The following is a 20358-nucleotide window of genomic DNA, read 5'->3' on the forward strand; positions in this document are numbered from 1 at the left end:
GTAAAATTAAACATAGAGAGAGCTTAACTATGAAAAGACAAGGCGGTTTCACCCTAATCGAACTAGTGGTTGTTATTGTTATTCTAGGTATTCTTGCTGTAACTGCGGCACCACGCTTCCTAAACCTGCAAGATGATGCGAAGAACTCGACATTGCAAGGTTTACGTGGGGCTATTTCTGGTGCTATGGGCATTTCTTATGGTAAAGCTGCAATTGAAGGTATTGAAGGGCAACAATATGTAGCGGCGAGCGCAGCAGCAACATCTATTGACGGGATTGCTCATTCTTTTGGTTACCCTATTGCAACTTCAGCTGGTATTGGCGCTACCATTGATCAATCAGGTGAGTTTGTAGAATTAAGCTCGGGTGGTACTGTTGGTACTGACGCTACGCTTGTTTACGGTATTCAAAACTTCAATGGTAGCTGCGTAAGATACTCAGAAGCGACAGCGGCCAATGTTCCAGCTACAACTATTATTGTGGTTCCTGGTGAAGATAGCGAACCAAACACTGCGTGTGACTAATTAGTATGCATTTTTTAAGGCCAGCACCTGCTGGCCTTTTTTCTATCTACTACACAAAAATATCAAAACTATTCATATACATAAGATCGTAAGTTTCGTTATCTTGTATAATCAGTATTCGCTAGGCAGTTAGAGGCTCATTATGGATAACAGCCCCATACCCAAAGGCTTTACTCTGGTAGAGCTGATCATCGTTATCATTATCCTCGGTATTGTTTCCACTTTTGCCGCGAGTCGCTTCGCTGGCACTTCTAGCTTTTCTACCTTTGCTGCCCAAGAGCAGGCCATTTCCGTTATCCGTCAAATCCAAGTTAATCGAATGCAATCTAACGTGTCAGCAGCTAATGATAGCTTCCGTCTTGCTATCAATAGTGATTGCCTAGGCTCAGTTACGGCGTGTAGTTTAAATCTATCGAATAGTGCTCAAAAATCGCAAGCAGATGTACGTAGTGACTATGTGCGTGAGTCAGATATTTCATTTTCTCCTGCGAATACTATTATCGATTTTGATCTATTGGGTAACCCTTCGGTGAGCGCTGGGATTAATATTACTATTAATTCAAACACCTCCAGTAATAGCGCTCAGGTGTGTATCAATTCTCAAGGCTATGTACGTGAAGGGGCGTGCCTATGATTCGCTCACGTGGTTTTACTCTAATTGAAAGCATCGTTGTAATTATCATACTGGGCATTGCGATGGTTACGATTACCAGTTTTTTGGTTCCTCAAGTAGCCAGTTCTGCCGATCCACAATATCAAAATCGCTCAGTGGCTTTAGGGCAGAGTTTGATGAATCAAATATTGGCACGTGGCTTTGACGAGCATAGTGATTTTGAGGGCGGTTTGGTTCGTTGTGGTGATGCAGGAGAGGCGTCATGTTCTGCGCCAAGTGAACTAGGAACTGATGGTTCAGAGGCTACTCCCGCTGCTTTTAATGACGTAGACGACTATATAGGTTGTTGGTACACAGATACCACCGAGTCAGCCTGTACTTCATCCCCCAAGTACCCATTATCCAATATCTTAGATGAAAATATTGAAGGCAGTTATGCCAATTTTCGGGTCGAAGTATCTGTGTTTTACGATGGCAACATGGACGGAATTGATGACAACGCAATTGGAACGATGAAGCGTGTTGAGCTGCAGATTTTTGGTGGTAACAACCGCTACAGCGTTATCGCTTACAAGGGGAACTATTAATGAAGCAACGTGGTTTCACTTTAATAGAGATGATTGTAACGATTGTAGTCGTAGGTGTGATTGGGTTAGCGATAGCAGGCTTTGTTGAGTACGGTATGAAAAGTTATGTCGACACTATCGATAGACAAAAGGTACAAGTTAAAGGGCAATTTGTTGTAGAGAAAATGTCGCGAGAGATAAGCCATGCGGTTCCTAATAGCTTTGATTCAAGTATTACCCCTGCTTCGGCCTTTGCTCAAAAGTGCCTCACCTTTTACGCTATTAAGTACTCAGGCTTTTATCACCTTGATGAAGCGAGCGACGATCTGAATTTTATTATCGGTCAAGACTCCCCAATACTTGATGCAGACGATTTCTTAATTATTAACCCAACAAATTACTCTGACTTAGGAGCAGGTTCGACCAAACGGATTTCGGTCTCAGGGTTAGTTTCTGCGAATAATGTTTTTACCGTATCCTCAGTGACTTTAGAGAGTCGTTCGAAGGCTGAACGTCACTATATTTATGATTACAGAGCTTCAGTAAGTTACTGTTTAGTGAATGATACCGTTCAGAATCAAGGCCTAATTCAACGCAATGGAGTCACTGTAGCGGATAGTATCAATTATGCGGAAAGTAATTTTCGTTACGAAGAGCCAAGCTTACAAAGAGGTGGTGTGATACACATCGACCTTGTACTTGAACAAAATAACGAAGTAAGTGTTTACCAACAAGATGTGCAGGTACTCAATGCGCCATAGAAAATCATCTCAACAAGGTAGTGTTTTGGTCGTCGCAGTCTTTGTTATTGTGGTGATGGGCTTCTTAGCGACTTCTTTAGTGCAAGTTCAGTGGTCAAATCACGATACATTGACGCGCAAACAACTGGGAACTCAGGCTTGGCTTTTAGCGCATTCTGCAAATTAGTGGGCACTTACTCAAGTTTACCCTTTGACTGTATCTCCCGCGGTTTCAACAAGTGTTAGTACAGTGTGTAGCAACTTAAATCCAAATCAATTAAGTGGTGGTATGTCGACTATTTGTACCGTCGATGAATTAACTTGCAGTCAGATCGGTGTGCTAGATGGTGTTGGCTTTTTCAAAATTGAATCAACAGCCATTTGTGGCTCGGGTATCAATCAAGTACAGCGTATTCAAGAAGTTTGGGTGAAGGAGTGAGTATGAAGTCGTTATTATTCAGTATGATGTTGGTATTTTTAGTCCCTACCTCGTTTGCTGCTACGGTTTATGATATATCCGATCCAAATACGAATATTTGTAGCAACGGTCAACTTAATGGCATTACATTTTCGTGCCCCCAAGATATTATTTTGGGGAATAAAGATACGATTATTTTTAGTAGAACGGATCTTATCCCACCCAATAGCAGACCGTTACTGAAACTAACGTCAGGCAGTATTGAATTTGAAAATAACAACCAATCAGGAACGGCAGCGACACCAATAGATATTGAATCTCACTCTGATGCTATTTTTAAGGGAGCTACTGTATATGGAAATGTTGAAAGTTCAGGTGGGCAGGTCAAATCTGAGTCAGGTACTAACATATTCTATGGCAATGTTAAGGCACATAGTGATGTTGTATTAAAGAAGACCAAGGTGTTTGGCGATGTAATCAGCACTGGGGGACAGGTTAAATTTGAGACAAATCCCAATGAGGTTTTTGGTGATATTACTGCATTAAGTGATGTCGTTTTAAAAAACACACAGGTTTGTGGCGTAGTTACTACAACAGGCGGAGAGGTTAACGCTGAGAGTCAAAATAGTATCTATGCTCAAACGCGGGCTATAAATTCTCATGGTAAAGCAACAGTTAAAAGTTCTTCGGTATGTGGTGAGATAAAGGCATCATCAACGGATTTTAATAATGAAAATCTTTATTGTGGTGTTGATGACCCAAATTGTAACTATGCTTCGTCGAATTGCCCTGCAAACATATCTGAATTATGTTCATATACTCCTCCAGAACCGCCAATCAACCAAAACCCTCAATTTGAATTTGGTACTTTGACGGATAACAATTGTACGATCTCATCTCCAGGACCTGATAACAAACAAGTCGTGACTTGTACGTTGAATTTTAATAATACCTATGACATAGCGAAACCTAAACCGCTCGTGTTTGTTATGCCAACCATTGACGCAAGCTTATCCGTTAGAAGTAATGGGACTACAGAACTTCCTTCTACAGCATCTGTAATCAATACAACTTGGCAATCCGCGACAATAGTCCAAGAAATAGCTCCTAATACTAAGAAAAAGACAAACAACATTGCTTATCTAAATGCCCCTATGAGTGGACAGGGTGACCCTTTAAAAAGTAGTAATTATATTGATTATTTTGTTATCGAAGAAGGTGTCATCTCTTTAAATAATGGTGAAAGTCAAATTGTTGCCGGTCTTGTAAATACAAATACCGCCGCGTCTCAAATCTCCGGAGAAAGAAACAACGCAGATATTATTCGCTATGAGGATTATGGTTTAGACTCTTTTAATTCTAAGCCTGGCGTTTTAGTTCAACCTCAAACAAAAAACAACACATCGGCGTGGTTTACCGGTATGGCTCGCGGTGTAGGGGTTGATAGTTTTTCCTTGGCATTAGAGAAATCTGAAGTCATCAAAAATAACTCAATACCATCTAAAGAGAATGTAGCTTTTGTGGCTGGTGAAGGTTCAGGGTTTATTCAAGGTGCCCGTTTTTTCCTTGGCAATGGTGAAACAAGGGTGACTACTACGCTAAATGAAAAGGTTATTTCTCCCATAGAAATTGGTTGTGAAGAATTTACTTCAATAGCAGATGCTGGCTTTGATGCTCCTCCTATATTAGTTGCAAATAAAAACTCTCGCAGTGGTAATAATGGTGGTTGGATTCGCCGTTGTGATATCACAAAAGATAAAGTTTATTTTATCGTTGAAGAGGATATGGATAAGGACAATGAAAGATCTCACATTGCTGAGGATGTAGGCTTCTTTATGTTTGACCGACCGAATGAAATAGGCATCTGTGAAGGGTTTAATGATAAAAGCCCAGTCCAAACTTGGAAAGGCTCTAACGGGAGTTTAGAAATAAATGGTTCTCCCAAAATAGTAGGTGCGCTTAGAGATAACGGTCAACGTTATGTTGGCTTTTTAGATTCCAATACCAACGATGGAACCGGTGTCGCCTGTGAGGGGCAACAGTGTTATGGCTTGGGTGATCTACTCATTGATAAAGAAGCATTGGAAGACGTACCGGACAATCTTGGCAATTCACTGGACATACCCTACACACATAACGTTACTATCTTACCTATCACTGTTGGTGGGGTAAAAATCTACGAGTATGACAGTATTTCGATTGGTACTGGTGGTGTGGTCGAAATTGAAGCTGGTAAATACAAAATTGGTAAGTTAGATATTAACGGCAACGGTCAACTACGAGTAAAGAGCGGAGATACAGTCACAATCTTTACTAAAAATCTATCCGTTAATAATGGTAGTTATGCGGGTATACCAATTGTTAATTGGACTGGTGAAAAGCCTGTACTTGCAAGCGATACACATTTTAGAGTTAACGTATTAGAAAATGGTACTCAACAAGTAAGCTTAAATAGCAGCGGTTCCAGCAATCAGACGACTTTTACTGGTCTGTTGTACAGTGAACAAAAAGTGGATATGAGTGGTACCGCTAGGCTGTATGGTGCCGTATCTGCACAAGATATAAATATGTCATCAAATGCTCTTATTCATGCAGAAACAAGCTGTATTGTGCCTGTTGATGATTACGAGATAGAGATATCTCCTGCGACAGACTTAGCCTTAATGTGTGGCGACGACTCCCCTCAATTTACCATTAATACCTCTAATAACGGTGTGGCGGAAAGTCTAGGTGTTACCGTAGGTATTACTCCAGACGCTGATGAATTTGACGTTTCCGTACTACAAGGTTCAGGAACTTACCCTAATTATTTATCAAATGACAATGGTGAATTAACTTTAAAAGTTATTGCTCAAGATACTGCCAAGATAGATTTTGATACGGGTTATAAGCTAACTGCGACATTAGTGGATGATTCAGAAAAAGAAGTTGAAAGCCAATTCAAGTTCGTACCATTTAAGTTTTCTTTAGTGGATGGTGATAACCTGACAAATCGTTTGGATGCCATTGCGGGGCAGGCGACACCGACAGTCACTAAAGTTTTAGCATGTGACTCTGGTGACTCAATTGTTGTTGCTGAAAACTATACAGGTGAAGCTGGGGATGAAGTTACCATTGCTCATGAGCTTGATAGTTCTTGGAGTGGCTCCGATGGTTCTTTGATTTATTTACCTGAATTTGAAGAAGGCAGTGCCTCAACTGACTTAACTATCTCTGAGTCAGGGCTTTTCAACGTCACTTTAAAAGATAGTAGCTTTGATTGTACTGGTTTCTCTGGTTGTCCCGAAGATGGGAATTATGATGTAGAGGGAAGTTTCTCGGTCTACTCTCGCCCTTGGAAATTTGCGATTTGCACCGATAAGAGCTCAGATGGAAACAGCAACGAGAAAGACTCAGATAGTTTTGCTGCTGCCGGAGCGCCATTTGATGTTTATGCTCGCCCAATAAAGCATACCGACTCATCTTCTGTTTGCACTGATGATAACTTGTTGACGAATAATTACTTTGAGTCGGCAGCAAGCGTGAAAGTTACAACTACTTTAGATACCCCTTCAATTACGGATTATCCTGATGCTGAGCTAGGTGATTTGACCCCTGAGGATCGATTAACCAAGCAAATCTCCTCGAATGACCAGGCTAATAAAGGCTATAAATTTGAGGGTTTAAGATATTCAGAGGTGGGTAGTTTTAATTTTATCGCAACTGAAACTGGCAGCTTCTACGGGAGTATCCTTGGCGGCTTATCTGGTAGTAAATCTATTGGCCGCTTTTATCCTAAATATTTTGTTCAAGGTACTCCTGAATGGAATGTCGCCAATCAAAATGATATCGCATACCTAAGTCAACCTTATGATTCTACACTTCACCAAGTGTACCCAATGGCAGCTGGTGATAGTGATACGGATAATGCGCTCAATAACTATCGATTCTTCAAGTCAGACCTACAAGCTAGTTTTGGTGTTCTAGATGATACAGCTGTCGATAATGGGTTCTTGCTGGATACTGAGGCAGGCACTTGGTCTACAGATCGTAAACATTGGTTGCTGAATGACAATGCAGCTGAGCTTCAACGAGTTGTGGATTCAGATGATGTTAGCCGAAGAGATACACCGTTTAATACGTCAGATGCCAACTCGACTATTACAAACTTCGGTTTAACAATCGAGGGAACAGATCCTGTTTCATTTACCGATTCTAACCCTGTTACCGATTCGGCAGCTTTTCCAGTTCAACCGCCCGCCCGGTATGGTCGAATGGCCCTTGATGATATCGGTGGCAATTCCGGTACTACCTTAACTATCCCACTTCGAGCTGAGTTCTGGGATGGTAGTGAGTTTGTTGTTAACGAGGATGATGGCCGTAGCACATTCAATGGGGCTAATTCTTGTAAACAAGTAATCTGGCATAGCGACGGTGCGACAACCACGTTAGCTTCGCTTAACGGCAATGACAGCGTTGATGATGGAGAGGAAGACGTAGCTGCGAACCAAAACACGCCTTCTGGTACAGATGCACCTCGTGAACAAGTCCGCTTGTGGTTAAGAATGGATGACTCAGAACCAACCACTAAAACTGGTGAAAACCCTATTACCTGCTCAGGTAGCGATCAAGAGCAACCATGGTTGCGCTACAACTGGCGACAGTTAGGCGATGAAGATCCCTCTACCGTCGTCACATTTGGTATCTACCGCGGTAACGATCGTGTGATTTACCGAGGTGAAAGTGGTTTAACAGGTCAGTAAAAATATAATTTTTGCCCCTTAAGTTAGGAATCTGTAAGAAATTGCGGGTTTCAGTCCATGTTTGTACTTCAATGCCTTGCCGTAACAGCAAGGCATTGGTACATTTAGTGCAATTTTTGTCTTCTAATTCTTGCAGGATGAGCGAAGAATATGTTTAAAAAACTTCGTGGCATGTTTTCAAACGACCTATCGATTGATTTAGGTACAGCCAATACCCTTATATATGTAAAAGGCCAAGGCATCGTTCTTGATGAGCCTTCAGTTGTAGCTATTCGCCAAGATCGCGCGGGTTCTGCAAAGAGTGTGGCTGCTGTTGGTCACGCTGCTAAGCAAATGCTTGGTCGTACGCCTGGCAACATCTCAGCGATTCGCCCGATGAAAGACGGTGTAATTGCCGACTTTTACGTAACCGAAAAAATGCTTCAGCATTTCATCAAACAAGTACATGACAACAGTGTTCTTAAACCAAGTCCTCGTGTCTTGGTTTGTGTTCCTTGTGGTTCAACGCAAGTTGAGCGTCGTGCTATCCGTGAATCAGCGCTGGGTGCTGGTGCTCGTGAGGTTTACCTTATCGATGAGCCTATGGCTGCAGCAATTGGTGCTGGCCTACGCGTATCTGAGCCAACAGGTTCAATGGTGGTTGATATCGGTGGTGGTACTACTGAAGTTGCGGTTATCTCACTGAACGGTGTGGTTTACTCGTCTTCTGTTCGTATTGGTGGTGACCGTTTTGATGAAGCGATCATCAACTACGTTCGTCGTAACTACGGCAGCTTGATCGGTGAAGCGACAGCAGAGAAGATCAAACACGAAATCGGTTCAGCTTACCCTGGCGATGAAGTGGAAGAGATCGAAGTACGTGGTCGTAACCTTGCAGAAGGTGTTCCTCGTAGCTTTAGCCTAAACTCAAACGAAATCCTTGAAGCGCTTCAAGAGCCTCTATCTGGCATCGTATCTGCAGTCATGGTTGCACTTGAACAGTGTCCACCAGAGCTGGCTTCTGATATCTCAGAAAACGGTATGGTACTAACCGGTGGTGGTGCACTGCTTAAAGACCTTGATCGTCTGCTAACAGAAGAAACAGGTATCCCTGTTGTTGTTGCAGAAGAGCCATTAACGTGTGTTGCTCTAGGTGGCGGTAAAGCCCTAGAGATGATCGACATGCACGGCGGCGACCTGTTCAGCGAAGAATAATATCTAGTGTTAGGCTCTTTTCTTATCTAGTTTTATGTAAAGAGCCTAGGACCTTGTCTATAGGATCAAATGTAGCTCTAGGACCAAATATAGAATGAAGCCAATTTTTGGTAGAGGTCCCTCTCTACAATTGCGCCTGTTTTTTGGTGTAATTTTATCAGCCAGCCTTATGCTGGCTGATAGTCGTTTAGATGCTTTCTCAAATGTCCGCTATCTATTGAACAGCATGGTTGCGCCTATCCAGTATGCAGCCAACTTGCCTCGCACTATGTTCGATGGTGTATATGACCGTTTTAGCACTCGCAAAGGGCTAATCGAATCCAACCATAATATTAAACGAGAAGTCTTGCGCCTGAAGAGCGAGCTGATTCTGCTTGAGCAATATCAAGAGGAAAACAAGCGCCTTCGTAAGCTATTAGGCTCACCGTTTATCCGTGATGAGAAGAAAGTCGTCACAGAAGTTATGGCCGTTGATACTTCACCCTATCGTCACCAAGTCGTGATCGACAAAGGTCAGATTGATGGAGTATATGAAGGCCAACCGGTGATCAACGAGAAAGGCATTGTCGGTCAAGTGACCTTTGTTGCTGCTCATAATAGCCGTGTCCTTCTACTCACTGATGCAAACAATGCGATTCCAGTTCAGGTTATTCGTAACGACATTCGTGTGATCGCTTCGGGTAATGGCAACATCGATGAGATTCAGCTAGAACACATTCCAACCAGTACTGATATTCAAGAAGAAGATCTACTTGTTACCTCTGGTTTGGGTGGGGTATATCCAGAAGGTTATCCAGTGGCTTATGTTTCTGCGGTTGATTACGACCCGAAACGTGAGTTCGCCGTTATCAAAGCAGAACCAGTAGTTGAGTTTGATAAGCTCAGATACTTGCTGCTTGTATGGCCTGATGAAAACAAACAGATGCAAGCGGAACAATCCAGCATAGAACAAGCATTGTTAGAGGGCGAAGATGGCCAATAGCGTTTTAAGAAGCAAGGTAGTAATTGGTTGCTCATTTTTGATAGCGCTTATTCTGCAAACGATCCCTTGGCCCGGTAGTTTGGATCTGTTCAGACCATCTTGGTTACTATTGGTGACTTGTTATTGGGTGTTAGCTTTACCTCACCGTGTTAACGTGGGTAGCGCTTTGATTTTAGGCTTATTGTGGGATCTTTTGATCGGTTCGACGTTAGGCATTCGAGGGATGATGATGGCAATTGTGATGTACATTATTGCGATGAACTTCCTCGTAATTCGAAATATGGCGTTGTGGCAACAAGCGATGATCATCGCGGCTTTAACGGTATTGTTTGAGGTGTTGATCTTCTTTGGTGAATATTTGATCCAAGATGTCGTTTTTAATCCATTATCGCTATGGAGCGCATTGATTAACTGTATACTTTGGCCGTGGATGTTTTTATTAATGAGACGAGTCCGTCGCCATTGGCATGTGAGGTAATATGACAATGGAAAAGAAACATTTAGTTTTGGCATCCGGTTCACCACGCCGCAAAGAATTGCTATCCCAACTTGGTTATGAGTTTTCTGTTCTTGTGACTAATGTGGAAGAGTGTAAACACGCCCAAGAAACCGCCGAAGAGTACGTTAAGCGACTATCTTTAGATAAAGCCTTAGCGGCACTTTCTTTATTACAAGTTAATGCTTCTGAAGAGCAGCATGTCGTTCCTGGTTCTGATACTGTAGTTCCTAGCTTAGATGCAGTTGTACTCGGTTCTGATACCGTAGTCGTTAGCCAAGGACAAGTGCTCGAGAAGCCTGCAGACCTTGCTGATTCTAAGCGTATGCTTACTCAGTTAGCGAATGAACGTCATCAAGTAATGACGGCCGTTTCTGTCGTTTCTGCTGAAAAACAAAAAACAGAAATCATTATTACCGACGTATGGTTTAAACCCCTCAGTGAAAAAGAAATAGAACAATACTGGCAAACAGGGGAGCCATGCGACAAAGCCGGTAGCTATGGGATTCAAGGTTTGGGTGGACGCTTTGTCACCCGAATTGAAGGTAGTTATTACGCCGTTGTCGGCTTACCTTTATTTGAAACGGACCAGCTACTGCAAGAATTCTTATAATTACTAATCTGAGGTGCACCATGAGTGCTGAATTGTTGCTGAACGTGACCCCGAGTGAAACTCGTGTGGCCATGATTGAAGGGGGAGCTCTTCAAGAGATCCATGTCGAACGAGATGCTCGACGCGGTATCGTAGGAAATATCTATAAAGGACGTGTAAGCCGTGTTCTTCCTGGAATGCAGGCTGCATTTGTGGATATAGGCCTTGAGAAAGCAGCATTTTTACATGCCTCAGACATTGTTCCGCACACTGAATGTGTTGCTGAAAATGAAAAGAAGCAGTTTCAGGTCCGTGATATTTCTGAGCTCGTTCGTCAAGGTCAGGATATTGTGGTTCAGGTTGTTAAAGATCCTCTTGGAACAAAAGGCGCTCGTTTAACGACTGATATCACCTTGCCATCTCGTTACTTGGTGTTTATGCCGGGAGCAAGTCATGTCGGTGTTTCCCAGCGTATTGAAAGCGAGTCAGAACGTAATCGTCTTAAAAAAGCCGTATCTCGTTACTGTGATGAACACGGTGGTTTTATCATCCGTACTGCCGCTGAAGGCGCTGATTTTCATGAGCTTGAGCAAGACGCCGCTTTCTTGAAGCGTTTGTGGCTCAAAGTAGTAGAGCGCCGTGGTAAGCATAAGGCTCGTACGCGCTTATATGGTGAGCTGTGCTTAAGTCAGCGTATCTTACGTGATTTTGTGGGTACTGAGCTGAGTAAGATTCAGGTCGATTCTCGACTCGAGTTTGAAAATCTGAAAGAGTTTACTTCGGAGTACGTACCTGAGCTTACCGACAAGCTTGAGCTGTACGAAGGTGATAAACCCATCTTCGATATGTACGACACAGAGAATGAGATTCAACGTTCACTGGATCGTAAAGTAGAATTGAAGTCTGGTGGGTATCTGATTATCGACCAAACAGAAGCGATGACAACCGTCGACATCAATACTGGTGCCTTTGTTGGCCGTCGTAATCTAGAAGAGACGATTTTTAATACCAACGTAGAAGCGACACAAGCGATTGCTCGTCAACTTCGCCTGCGTAATTTAGGTGGCATCATCATTATCGACTTTATTGATATGTTGTCTGAAGAACACCGTAAGCGAGTACTAACTTCTTTAGAAGCGGCGCTCGATAAAGACCGTGTGAAAACCAACATTAATGGCTTCACACAGCTTGGTTTGGTTGAGATGACTCGTAAACGTACCCGTGAAAGTATTGAGCATATTCTGTGTTCTAGCTGCCCAGCCTGTGAAGGGCGTGGCAGTGTGAAGACAGTCGAAACCGTTTGTTATGAAATACTTCGAGAAATTACTCGTGTAAATCGTGCGTACGATGCGGATAAGTTCGTGGTTTATGCGGCAGCAGCGGTTGCCGAGGCATTAGAGGGTGAAGAGTCTCATGCGCTTGCTGAGCTTGAAGTCTTTATTGGTAAACAAGTGAAAATTCAGGCTGAGCCTCTGTACATACAAGAGCAGTTTGATGTCGTTATGATGTAATGGATATTTTGTGAGTTCTAGTGTTACTCTGATTTTACGTACGTGTCTGTGGTTAGTGGTTACTCTCTTAGTAACGCTAGCCATTGCTGTGACTACACTGCGTGTCGCCTTGCCCAATTTAAATAAGTATCAATCTGAAATTGAGCTTTGGGTAAACCAACATTCCGGTTTTGAATTTTCTATTCAAGATGTGGGTGGCTTTTGGCGTAACACTCATCCCTCTATTGCGCTGCAAGGCGTTCAAGCCCGTCTTCCTAATGCTGAAGATGTGACCTTCTCTGTCGAACGTGTCGAAGTTGAATTTGATTTGATTCAATCTCTGGTACAGATGCGCCCTGTTGTTGCCGACCTTGTTATGAATCGAATGTATCTGGATATACGTTCGGTCGATCTGTTTGCCGGTCAGAACGGCAAAGATAAACCTAAAAAATCAGGCTCTTCAAAGCGGGTGATGCAAGAGCTGGACAACTTACTCCTCAAAACGTTAGTGGATGTGACCGCCAAAGATTCCTCTCTCCTGTATCGAACCATCTCTGATGAAGAGCGTCAGCTCGATATCGAAACCTTAAAGTGGAAAAACTCAGGTAAGCACCACCTCGCGGAAGGTGTGGTTAGCATTAAAGACGCCAATCTTAACTCGTTGTCAGTAAGTGCTAACTTTGTCGATGGTGGCTCATTGACCGATGTAACTGGTGAGTTCTATGTGAGTGCAGACAACATCTCGGTTAAACCATGGTTAACCCGTTATATGCAGGCTGAATCCGGTATAGAAACGGGCACGGTTAGCTTGAATAGTTGGGTTACCCTGCAAAACAGCAAGCCGGTAAATGCCTACGTAGAAGTACTGCCTTCGGAGTTGAGCTGGAACGAAGATGGCCAACATGATTTGATTTTTGAATCAGGCGTTTTTAAGTTGTCTCCCATTGATGATGGTTGGCAAGTGAATGGTCACTCACTTAACCTTAGAACGGATGATAGGCCTTGGCCTGAACTCGATGTTGCCTTCAAATGGAATAAAGGCCCGTGGGAACTTAATGTTTCTGAACTTGATGTGGAAACTATTACCCCGTTAATCAAGTTGATGCCAGATTCTGCGCAATCAACCAAAATGATCAATTCGTTGAAGCCGGGTGGATCAGTTTCTGATATTCGGGTCTCAATGGATTCAGACATCGAAAGCTTACGTTATTCAGCTAGCTTTAGTGATCTTGCCATCGAGCAATGGGAACTCGTCCCGGGCTTTAGCCAAGTATCAGGCAGCGTGTTTGGCTCTGCGTCACAAGCGAAAGCCAGTTTGCACGTTATTGATGATGTGTTCCCTTATGGCGACGTGTTCCAAGCGCCTCTCAATATCAAGCAAGGTCAGGTTGATATTGTTTGGCAGCTAGATGAAAACGGTTGGAAGCTTTGGTCAGATAAGATCACCGCAGCAACGCCAGACTTACAAGTCTTAGGTGCATTTCGTTTGGACTTCCCGAATGATGCTAGCCCGTTCTTGTCTTTCTACGGTGAAGCGGACGCTTACAATGTGGGTGAAACATGGCGTTATTTACCGACGTTGGCACTTGGGCAAGATCTAACCGATTACCTTTCAACTGCGATTCAAGCGGGCAAAGCCGATACGGTGAAACTGTTATGGCATGGTGAACTGGGGCAATACCCATATACTAACCATGATGGGATCTTCCAAGTTTGGGTTGGCCTAGAAAACGCGAAGTTCAGTTTTGATACGGCGTGGCCACTGATTACCGATCTTCAGCTTGATCTCCTGTTTGAAAATGATGCGATGCATCTTGATTCGCGCTCTGCTCAATTGATGGACGTAACGGCTGACCGTATTACTGGACGTATTCCTTACTTAGGGGAAGGCGGTCATATCGAGATTGAAGCGAAAGCTACGGCTTCGGGTAATGCGGTTCGTGATTACATGACGGCCTCACCATTGGTCGACTCTGTGGGTGCTGCGTTAACGGCACTGCAAGTGAGTGGTGATGTATCGTCTGAATTCCAGCTCAATATTCCGTTTGATTCTGATAAAGAGCCAAGAGCGTGGGGCTATGCCGATCTTAAAGATAACCATGTTGAGATTGAAGCTCCGCCAATGGTGCTCGAAAACACCACCGGACGTATTGAGTTTGATAATGATGTGATTACGGCGAATGGCTTAGCCGCTGACTTACTAAAACAAGGCATCTCTGTTGATTTTAAAGGCCTTAATGACGGTCCTGGTTATGCGGTTGATATCGATGTTTTAGGTGATTGGGACGTGAAACCTCTAGAGCCTTATATTGGCGAACAGTGGTTGAGTCGCCTATCGGGTCATGCGCAATGGCAAAGTCAGATTGATATTCAGCTCAACGATATAGGTTTCAGTTACCAGTTAGACTTACAGTCAGATCTTAAGTATTTAGCCAGTGATTACCCTTATCCATTGGCGAAAAAATCCTTGGAGAGTGGTTCTGCTAGGCTACAAGCCTCGGGTAACCAAGAAGCTATTACTGCGCGTCTGCAACTGCCGAATACCAAGTATCAGGCTGAAATTGATATCACGGGTGAGGTTCCCAAGCTGACCGCAACCAATTTAGTGTTGGGGCGTGGTGGTTATAAAATTAGTCCTGTTGTTGGGCATCATGCCTTAATCCGTACTGATAAATTTAATGCCGATGATTGGTTGTCGGTTGTGATGGAGCCAGTGAAGCCATCAACCGCTGTACTTAGCCAAATGAACACGCCAACCATTCCTGCGCCTAGCCGTATTACTTTTGAGAGTAAAGAGCTGATCTTAGGCGGCATAGCTTGGAATGATGTCGATTTTAGTGCTCGCAAGAACAAACAAGCGTGGCAGATGGAAGTTTCTAGCCAAGAGATTGAAGGGGATATCAATTACTTGCCCCCTTATGACCTAACGGTGTCTCTAGATCGCCTGCATTTATTTGTTCCGGAGTGGAGTGATAAAGCAAACCAAGAACAACTGCTGCAACGAAAAGAGCAAGAAGCCCCCTTGATCTCTGAACTCGATAAAAAGATCTATGATGCAATGCCTAATCTTAAGCTGACACTGAACGATTTTTGGTTGCAGGGCTATAAAGTCGGTAAGGTCGATGTTGAGCTAGCAAGGCAAGACGATCGTCTTGAGTGGAACAAGATTCAAGTCCGAAGCGGAAACAATAAAGCTGATGTGAGCGGCTGGTGGGCACTGAATGGTGATAAGAGTCATTCATCGTTATCTATTGATGTCGAAGGTGAAAATAACAGTGAGTTAATGGAGCGCTTCGGTATTACTTCCGGGATTCAAAAGGCACCTTTTGCATTGGAAGGTCAGCTTGAGTGGGACGGTTCTCCGTGGGGTATTCAAATGGATACCATTGACGGCAACGTTAAAACCAAGCTGGGTAAAGGCTTCATCTCGGACGTAAGTGGCGCGGCTCGATTACTTGGCCTGTTTAGTCTAGATTCAATTATCCGTAAGATGCAGCTCGATTTCTCTGATGTGTTTGATAAAGGCATGGCATTCAACAGTATTACGGGTACTGGCGAAATCCAAAATGGTATCTTCTTAACCAATGATCTGAACATGGATGCGGTTGCTGGTGAGATGAAGATCAAAGGTATCGCGAATCTGAACACTCGTCAGGTCGATGCAGAGGTCAACTTCACTCCAGATATAACGTCAGGCATCCCAGTATTAACGGCGTTTGCGGTAACCCCACAAACGGCGCTGTATGTATTGGCGGTGACCACGGTTATTTCACCGGTTGTTGAGGTCTTTACTCAAGTAAATTATTCAGTAAAAGGGCCGCTAGATTCGCCAGTAGTCAGCGAGCTTTCGCGTAGCTCGGGTGAGTTTCAGTTACCAGAGAAACTGAGGGAATTAGCGGAATAGTCGTTAGATGCGAGTCAGTTTATATGCGGCTAAATTCGGATTTCTGAATCATAATGAATGGAGAAGCGGTGCACATGGATTGTGTTGGATTGATTCAAATGACTTCAGGCCCAGTCCCTGAGCATAACCTTGATTACCTTGAACAAGAGGTAGCAAAGTGCAAAGCGTTAGGGGCGAAGTGGGTTGTTTGTCCTGAGAATGCATTAATGTTCGGCAACAAAGCCGATTATCACCAATATGCAGAACCTCTGAATAATGGACCTTTGCAGCAGAAACTCTCTGAGCTAGCAAAACGACACCGTATTTGGATTGTTGTCGGTAGTATGCCAATTCGAACTGCAGCAGGCGTCACCACGACCACATTGGTTATCGATGATTTTGGTGCTTTGGTGACTCATTACGATAAGCTGCATATGTTCGATGTTGATGTCGCCGATGCTCATAAATGTTATCGCGAGTCCGATATTTTCACGCCGGGTGACCGAGTTGTGACAACGGAAACGCCTTTTGGTCGCTTAGGTTTGAGTATTTGTTATGATGTGCGCTTTCCTCACTTGTATTCAGAGTTACGCAAGCAAGGTGCGCAGATCATTGTGGTTCCCGCGGCTTTTACGGCCGTTACTGGTCAAGCACACTGGGAAGCCTTATTAAGATGCCGTGCCATCGAGACTCAGTCTTGGATTGTCGCGGTAGGGCAAGGAGGAAAGCATCCTTGCCAAAGAGAAACATGGGGACACTCAATGGTGGTTGATCCATGGGGGCGAGTGGTCGCACAGTTAGACCAAGACCCTAAAAGTATGGTGGTTGAGATAGACACATCCAGTTGCGAATCGATCAGGCAGAATATGCCAATAGCGCAGCACTCTCGATTTACCAATCAATTTTAATTTTAAACAAGAGCCATTTATGAGCATTAATCAAATTGAAGAAGCGCTACTGAACCCGACAGGGCTGACGGAGCAAAATATCGCAGATACACTGGCGAGCATTGCTACCCGCCAAATTGATTATGCTGATATCTATTTCCAATCTAGCTGGCACGAGTCGTTGGTATTAGAAGATAGCATTATTAAAGATGGCTCTTTTAATATCGACTGCGGTGTTGGTGTTCGTGCAGTATCTGGCGAAAAAACCGGTTTTGCTTACTCAGATCAAATCCAATTGGATGGTCTTAAGCAGAGCGCAATTGCAGCTCGTGGTATTGCGAAGCAAGGTCAAAACGGTAAAGTTCATGCATTCAAGCGTAACTCGAACCAAGCTTACTATGACGCAGTTAACCCGCTAGCAAGCTGGGAAAAACAGCAGAAAACAGAATTACTAAAAGCACTTGATGCTTACATTCGCACCAAAGAACCGATGATCACTGAGGTTTCAGTGAGCCTGAGTGGTGTACATGAACAAATGCTTGTTGCCGCGACTGACGGCACTTTCGCTGGTGATATTCGCCCGTTAGTTCGTCTATCAATCAGCGTACTTGCGCAGAAAGGCGATCGTCGTGAACGTGGCAGCGCTGGTGGCGGTGGTCGTTTTGGTTACGATTTCTTCTTAAGTGATGTTGATGGCTCTCAAGTTGCTTACCAATTTGCTGATGAAGCTATTCGCCAAGCGCTCGTTAACCTTGAAGCTGTTGCTGCACCTGCGGGCGCAATGCCAGTTGTTCTGGGTTCTGGTTGGCCGGGCGTTCTTCTACATGAAGCGGTAGGCCACGGTTTAGAAGGTGACTTTAACCGTAAAGAGTCTTCAGTATTTTCTGGCAAAGTGGGTGAGCAAGTTACATCAAGCCTATGTACGATTGTTGATGACGGTACATTGACTGATCTTCGTGGTTCATTGAACGTTGATGATGAAGGTGTGAATGGCCAGTACAACACGCTAATCGAAAACGGCATCCTAAAAGGCTACATGCAAGACAAGTTGAATGCTCGCCTAATGGGTGTGGCACCAACAGGTAACGGACGTCGTGAGTCTTACGCGCATCTTCCAATGCCGCGTATGACCAACACGTACATGCTACCGGGTGAACACACACCGGAAGAGATCATTGCTACGGTTGAGAAAGGTATCTACGCACCAAACTTCGGTGGTGGTCAGGTTGATATTACTTCTGGTAAGTTCGTGTTCTCGGCTTCTGAAGCGTACATGATTGAAAACGGTAAGATCACTCACCCAGTGAAAGGCGCAACGCTAATCGGTTCTGGTATCGAAGCGATGCAGCAAGTATCTATGGTTGGTAATGACCTAAGCATCGACCGTGGTGTTGGTGTGTGTGGTAAGGCTGGTCAAAGTGTGCCTGTGGGTGTTGGTCAACCAACATTGAAACTAGACTCACTAACGGTTGGTGGTACTGAGTAATTCAGGTCAGCAGCACGAGTTAGCTTCAAAATATCGCGTCATAAAATAGATTGAAAGCGCCTCCAATGTGAGGCGCTTTTTTGTTTTTAGGTTACTGATTTATTGAACAAATATAACTGTCTACATGTTCTCTTCAGCAAACTCCGCTAGTCGGCTACGCACCACGCCATTAAGGTGGATATTGGCACTGCCTTCGAAGTTTTTAAAACGCTCGACCATGTAGGTGAGACCTGATGTCACAGGGGTTAAGTAAGAAGAATCTATCTGAGCCAGGTTGCCTGAACAGACAATTTTGGTGCCTTCACCACAACGAGTGATGATGGTTTTTATTTGCGAAGCGGTGAGGTTTTGACACTCATCCAGCAGTACAAACGCATTCTGGATCGAGCGGCCACGCATGAAGTTGATCGATTTGAACTGGATGTTAGCTTTATCGCAGATGTATTTCATCGATCCTTCGGTGCAGTGATCATTCTTGTGCAGTGCTTCGAGTGTATCGGTCACCGCAGCTAACCAAGGCAACATCTTCTCTTCCTCAGTTCCGGGAAGGAAACCAATGGATTCGCCGATGTCAGGTGTGTTTCGGGTTACGATGATCTTATCGAAATGTTTGCGCTCAATGGTTTGCTCAAGGGCAGCAGCCATGGCAAGCAAGGTTTTCCCGCTCCCTGCAGCACCGGTTAAAATCACCAAATCAATATCGGGATCAAGTAACGCATCAATTGCCATGCCTTGATAGATGTTCTTTGGCGTAATGTCCCACGCCCTACGGTTCATTAATCGTTCTCGGCTTAGGTCGCGTAGGGTGATGGTTTCCGGTTCAATCTCTTCGACACGAGCAGCAAAGTCACTGTCTTGATCAATAATGTACTGGTTGATGAACGTGGGTTCAAATGGTGTTCTTGCGAGGGTATGCAGTGTTTTTCCTCCAAGACTCTTGCTCTCAACATTGTCTATACCGTCCCAAAATGACCCTTCAAGCTGTTGAAAACCCTTAGTGAGGTATTGAACATCATCAATTAATTGGTCGGTTTGGTAGTCCTCAACAAAGCGTACACCAGCACCTTTGGCTCGTAAGCGCATGTTGATGTCTTTGGTAATGAGTACCACTTCTCGTGGCGCGCGTTTATTTTGTAAGTACAACACACCATTGAGAATGCGATTGTCACCAGCCTTATCGTCGGCAAAGGCTTTAATGCTTTCTTGGAGTTCGTAGTCTGCGAGTATTGAAATGGTGCCTGAAGCGCTTACATCGGTTGAGAAAGGAATGCCTTCGGATATTTTGTCTGGGGTTGCGTCATGGAAAAGATCTTCTAATGCTCTGATTGCGACTCTGGCATCGCGAGCAACATCGCGTTTACTGTCCTTAATTCTGTCGAGTTCTTCGAGTACCGTCATTGGGATGACGACATCGTGTTCCTGAAACGAAAATATAGCAAAGGGTTCGTGAAGTAAGATATTGGTATCTAGAACAAATAATTTCCGATTGGTATCGCCCATAGCATCTCCTTGCCACCACGTGGCTCGAATGGGTTGATTGAACGCTAGCAAACTCTTGATGTGTTTGACGGCATTACTATCAAGCACTTATCAAAAGTACACCGAGTAGATCCTACCTCTAGTAGTAATAGCTCAAATATGAAGAGTCTGCTCGAAATAACTTATCTACTCCCTCTAGAGTAACCATGAATTTTTGACAGTTTGATTGCATTAGCGAAAACAGAAAAAAAGCATGAAATAGCAGC

At 43.9% G+C, this 20358-nt stretch carries 14 protein-coding genes and 1 pseudogene; 14 read left to right on the forward strand and 1 reads right to left on the reverse strand.

What is annotated here, in order from left to right; genetic code table 11:
• Positions 1–29 precede the first annotated feature (29 nt).
• From AC3CKG_RS01585 to tldD, 14 genes and pseudogenes are all read left to right on the forward strand, one after another.
• Positions 30–524 (forward strand): type II secretion system protein, encoded by a 495-nt coding sequence (locus tag AC3CKG_RS01585; RefSeq protein ID WP_229634132.1) that lies wholly within the window; start codon positions 30–32, stop codon positions 522–524.
• 142 nt (positions 525–666) lie between these two features.
• Positions 667–1158, forward strand: coding sequence for a prepilin-type N-terminal cleavage/methylation domain-containing protein (locus AC3CKG_RS01590; RefSeq protein WP_229634133.1), 492 nt, complete (start codon positions 667–669; stop codon positions 1156–1158).
• Positions 1155–1724 (forward strand): type IV pilus modification PilV family protein, encoded by a 570-nt coding sequence (locus AC3CKG_RS01595; RefSeq protein ID WP_229634134.1) that lies wholly within the window; start codon positions 1155–1157, stop codon positions 1722–1724. Before AC3CKG_RS01590 ends, AC3CKG_RS01595 begins: the two co-directional genes overlap by 4 nt.
• On the forward strand, positions 1724–2464 hold the full coding sequence (locus AC3CKG_RS01600; protein WP_229634135.1) for a prepilin-type N-terminal cleavage/methylation domain-containing protein: 741 nt from the start codon (positions 1724–1726) through the stop codon (positions 2462–2464). Before AC3CKG_RS01595 ends, AC3CKG_RS01600 begins: the two co-directional genes overlap by 1 nt.
• Positions 2454–2882 (forward strand): annotated as a pseudogene (locus tag AC3CKG_RS01605) (MSHA biogenesis protein MshP). Before AC3CKG_RS01600 ends, AC3CKG_RS01605 begins: the two are co-directional and overlap by 11 nt.
• 2 nt (positions 2883–2884) lie before the next feature.
• Positions 2885–7603, forward strand: a complete 4719-nt coding sequence (locus AC3CKG_RS01610; RefSeq protein ID WP_229634137.1) for a DUF6701 domain-containing protein — start codon at positions 2885–2887, stop codon at positions 7601–7603.
• Between the two features lie 150 nt (positions 7604–7753).
• A complete protein-coding gene (locus AC3CKG_RS01615) occupies positions 7754–8797 on the forward strand; it encodes a rod shape-determining protein (RefSeq protein ID WP_017062957.1) in 1044 nt (347 codons plus the stop codon).
• Between the two features lie 94 nt (positions 8798–8891).
• Positions 8892–9779, forward strand: a complete 888-nt coding sequence (mreC, locus tag AC3CKG_RS01620; protein ID WP_488528725.1) for a rod shape-determining protein MreC — start codon at positions 8892–8894, stop codon at positions 9777–9779.
• Positions 9769–10257, forward strand: coding sequence for a rod shape-determining protein MreD (mreD, locus tag AC3CKG_RS01625; RefSeq protein WP_017073030.1), 489 nt, complete (start codon positions 9769–9771; stop codon positions 10255–10257). Before mreC ends, mreD begins: the two co-directional genes overlap by 11 nt.
• A gap of 7 nt (positions 10258–10264) precedes the next feature.
• Positions 10265–10888: a Maf family protein gene (locus AC3CKG_RS01630; RefSeq protein ID WP_065105657.1), complete on the forward strand. Its 624-nt coding sequence runs from the start codon at positions 10265–10267 to the stop codon at positions 10886–10888.
• Between the two features lie 20 nt (positions 10889–10908).
• On the forward strand, positions 10909–12378 hold the full coding sequence (gene rng, locus AC3CKG_RS01635) for a ribonuclease G (protein WP_017105386.1): 1470 nt from the start codon (positions 10909–10911) through the stop codon (positions 12376–12378).
• A gap of 10 nt (positions 12379–12388) precedes the next feature.
• The gene (locus tag AC3CKG_RS01640; RefSeq protein WP_229634138.1) at positions 12389–16261 is read left to right on the forward strand and encodes a YhdP family protein; all 3873 of its coding nucleotides are present in this window, start codon (positions 12389–12391) and stop codon (positions 16259–16261) included.
• Positions 16262–16335: 74 nt separating this feature from the next.
• Positions 16336–17148 carry a carbon-nitrogen hydrolase family protein gene (locus tag AC3CKG_RS01645; RefSeq protein ID WP_229634160.1) on the forward strand — a complete coding sequence of 271 codons (813 nt, stop codon included), beginning with the start codon at positions 16336–16338 and terminating at the stop codon, positions 17146–17148.
• A 19-nt stretch (positions 17149–17167) separates the two neighbouring features.
• Positions 17168–18613 carry a metalloprotease TldD gene (tldD, locus tag AC3CKG_RS01650; RefSeq protein WP_065105541.1) on the forward strand — a complete coding sequence of 482 codons (1446 nt, stop codon included), beginning with the start codon at positions 17168–17170 and terminating at the stop codon, positions 18611–18613.
• Positions 18614–18733: 120 nt separating this feature from the next.
• Here the strand turns inward: tldD and AC3CKG_RS01655 are convergent, their stop codons facing one another.
• Positions 18734–20113, reverse strand: coding sequence for a PhoH family protein (locus AC3CKG_RS01655; RefSeq protein ID WP_029225732.1), 1380 nt, complete (start codon positions 20111–20113; stop codon positions 18734–18736).
• Between the last annotated feature and the right edge of the window lie 245 nt (positions 20114–20358).

This window comes from Vibrio sp. QJM3NY_15 (assembly GCF_057785995.1).

Excerpts from the sequence above, each read along its gene's own strand:
- AC3CKG_RS01655 (WP_029225732.1), bottom strand. The coding sequence starts at position 20,113 with ATGGGCGATACCAATCGGAAATTATTTGTTCTAGATACCAATATCTTA.
- tldD (WP_065105541.1), top strand. The coding sequence starts at position 17,168 with ATGAGCATTAATCAAATTGAAGAAGCGCTACTGAACCCGACAGGGCTG.
- rng (WP_017105386.1), top strand. The coding sequence starts at position 10,909 with ATGAGTGCTGAATTGTTGCTGAACGTGACCCCGAGTGAAACTCGTGTG.
- AC3CKG_RS01585 (WP_229634132.1), top strand. The coding sequence starts at position 30 with ATGAAAAGACAAGGCGGTTTCACCCTAATCGAACTAGTGGTTGTTATT.
- AC3CKG_RS01645 (WP_229634160.1), top strand. The coding sequence starts at position 16,336 with ATGGATTGTGTTGGATTGATTCAAATGACTTCAGGCCCAGTCCCTGAG.
- AC3CKG_RS01610 (WP_229634137.1), top strand. The coding sequence starts at position 2,885 with ATGAAGTCGTTATTATTCAGTATGATGTTGGTATTTTTAGTCCCTACC.
- AC3CKG_RS01600 (WP_229634135.1), top strand. The coding sequence starts at position 1,724 with ATGAAGCAACGTGGTTTCACTTTAATAGAGATGATTGTAACGATTGTA.
- mreD (WP_017073030.1), top strand. The coding sequence starts at position 9,769 with ATGGCCAATAGCGTTTTAAGAAGCAAGGTAGTAATTGGTTGCTCATTT.
- AC3CKG_RS01630 (WP_065105657.1), top strand. The coding sequence starts at position 10,265 with ATGGAAAAGAAACATTTAGTTTTGGCATCCGGTTCACCACGCCGCAAA.
- AC3CKG_RS01595 (WP_229634134.1), top strand. The coding sequence starts at position 1,155 with ATGATTCGCTCACGTGGTTTTACTCTAATTGAAAGCATCGTTGTAATT.
- mreC (WP_488528725.1), top strand. The coding sequence starts at position 8,892 with ATGAAGCCAATTTTTGGTAGAGGTCCCTCTCTACAATTGCGCCTGTTT.
- AC3CKG_RS01615 (WP_017062957.1), top strand. The coding sequence starts at position 7,754 with ATGTTTAAAAAACTTCGTGGCATGTTTTCAAACGACCTATCGATTGAT.
- AC3CKG_RS01590 (WP_229634133.1), top strand. The coding sequence starts at position 667 with ATGGATAACAGCCCCATACCCAAAGGCTTTACTCTGGTAGAGCTGATC.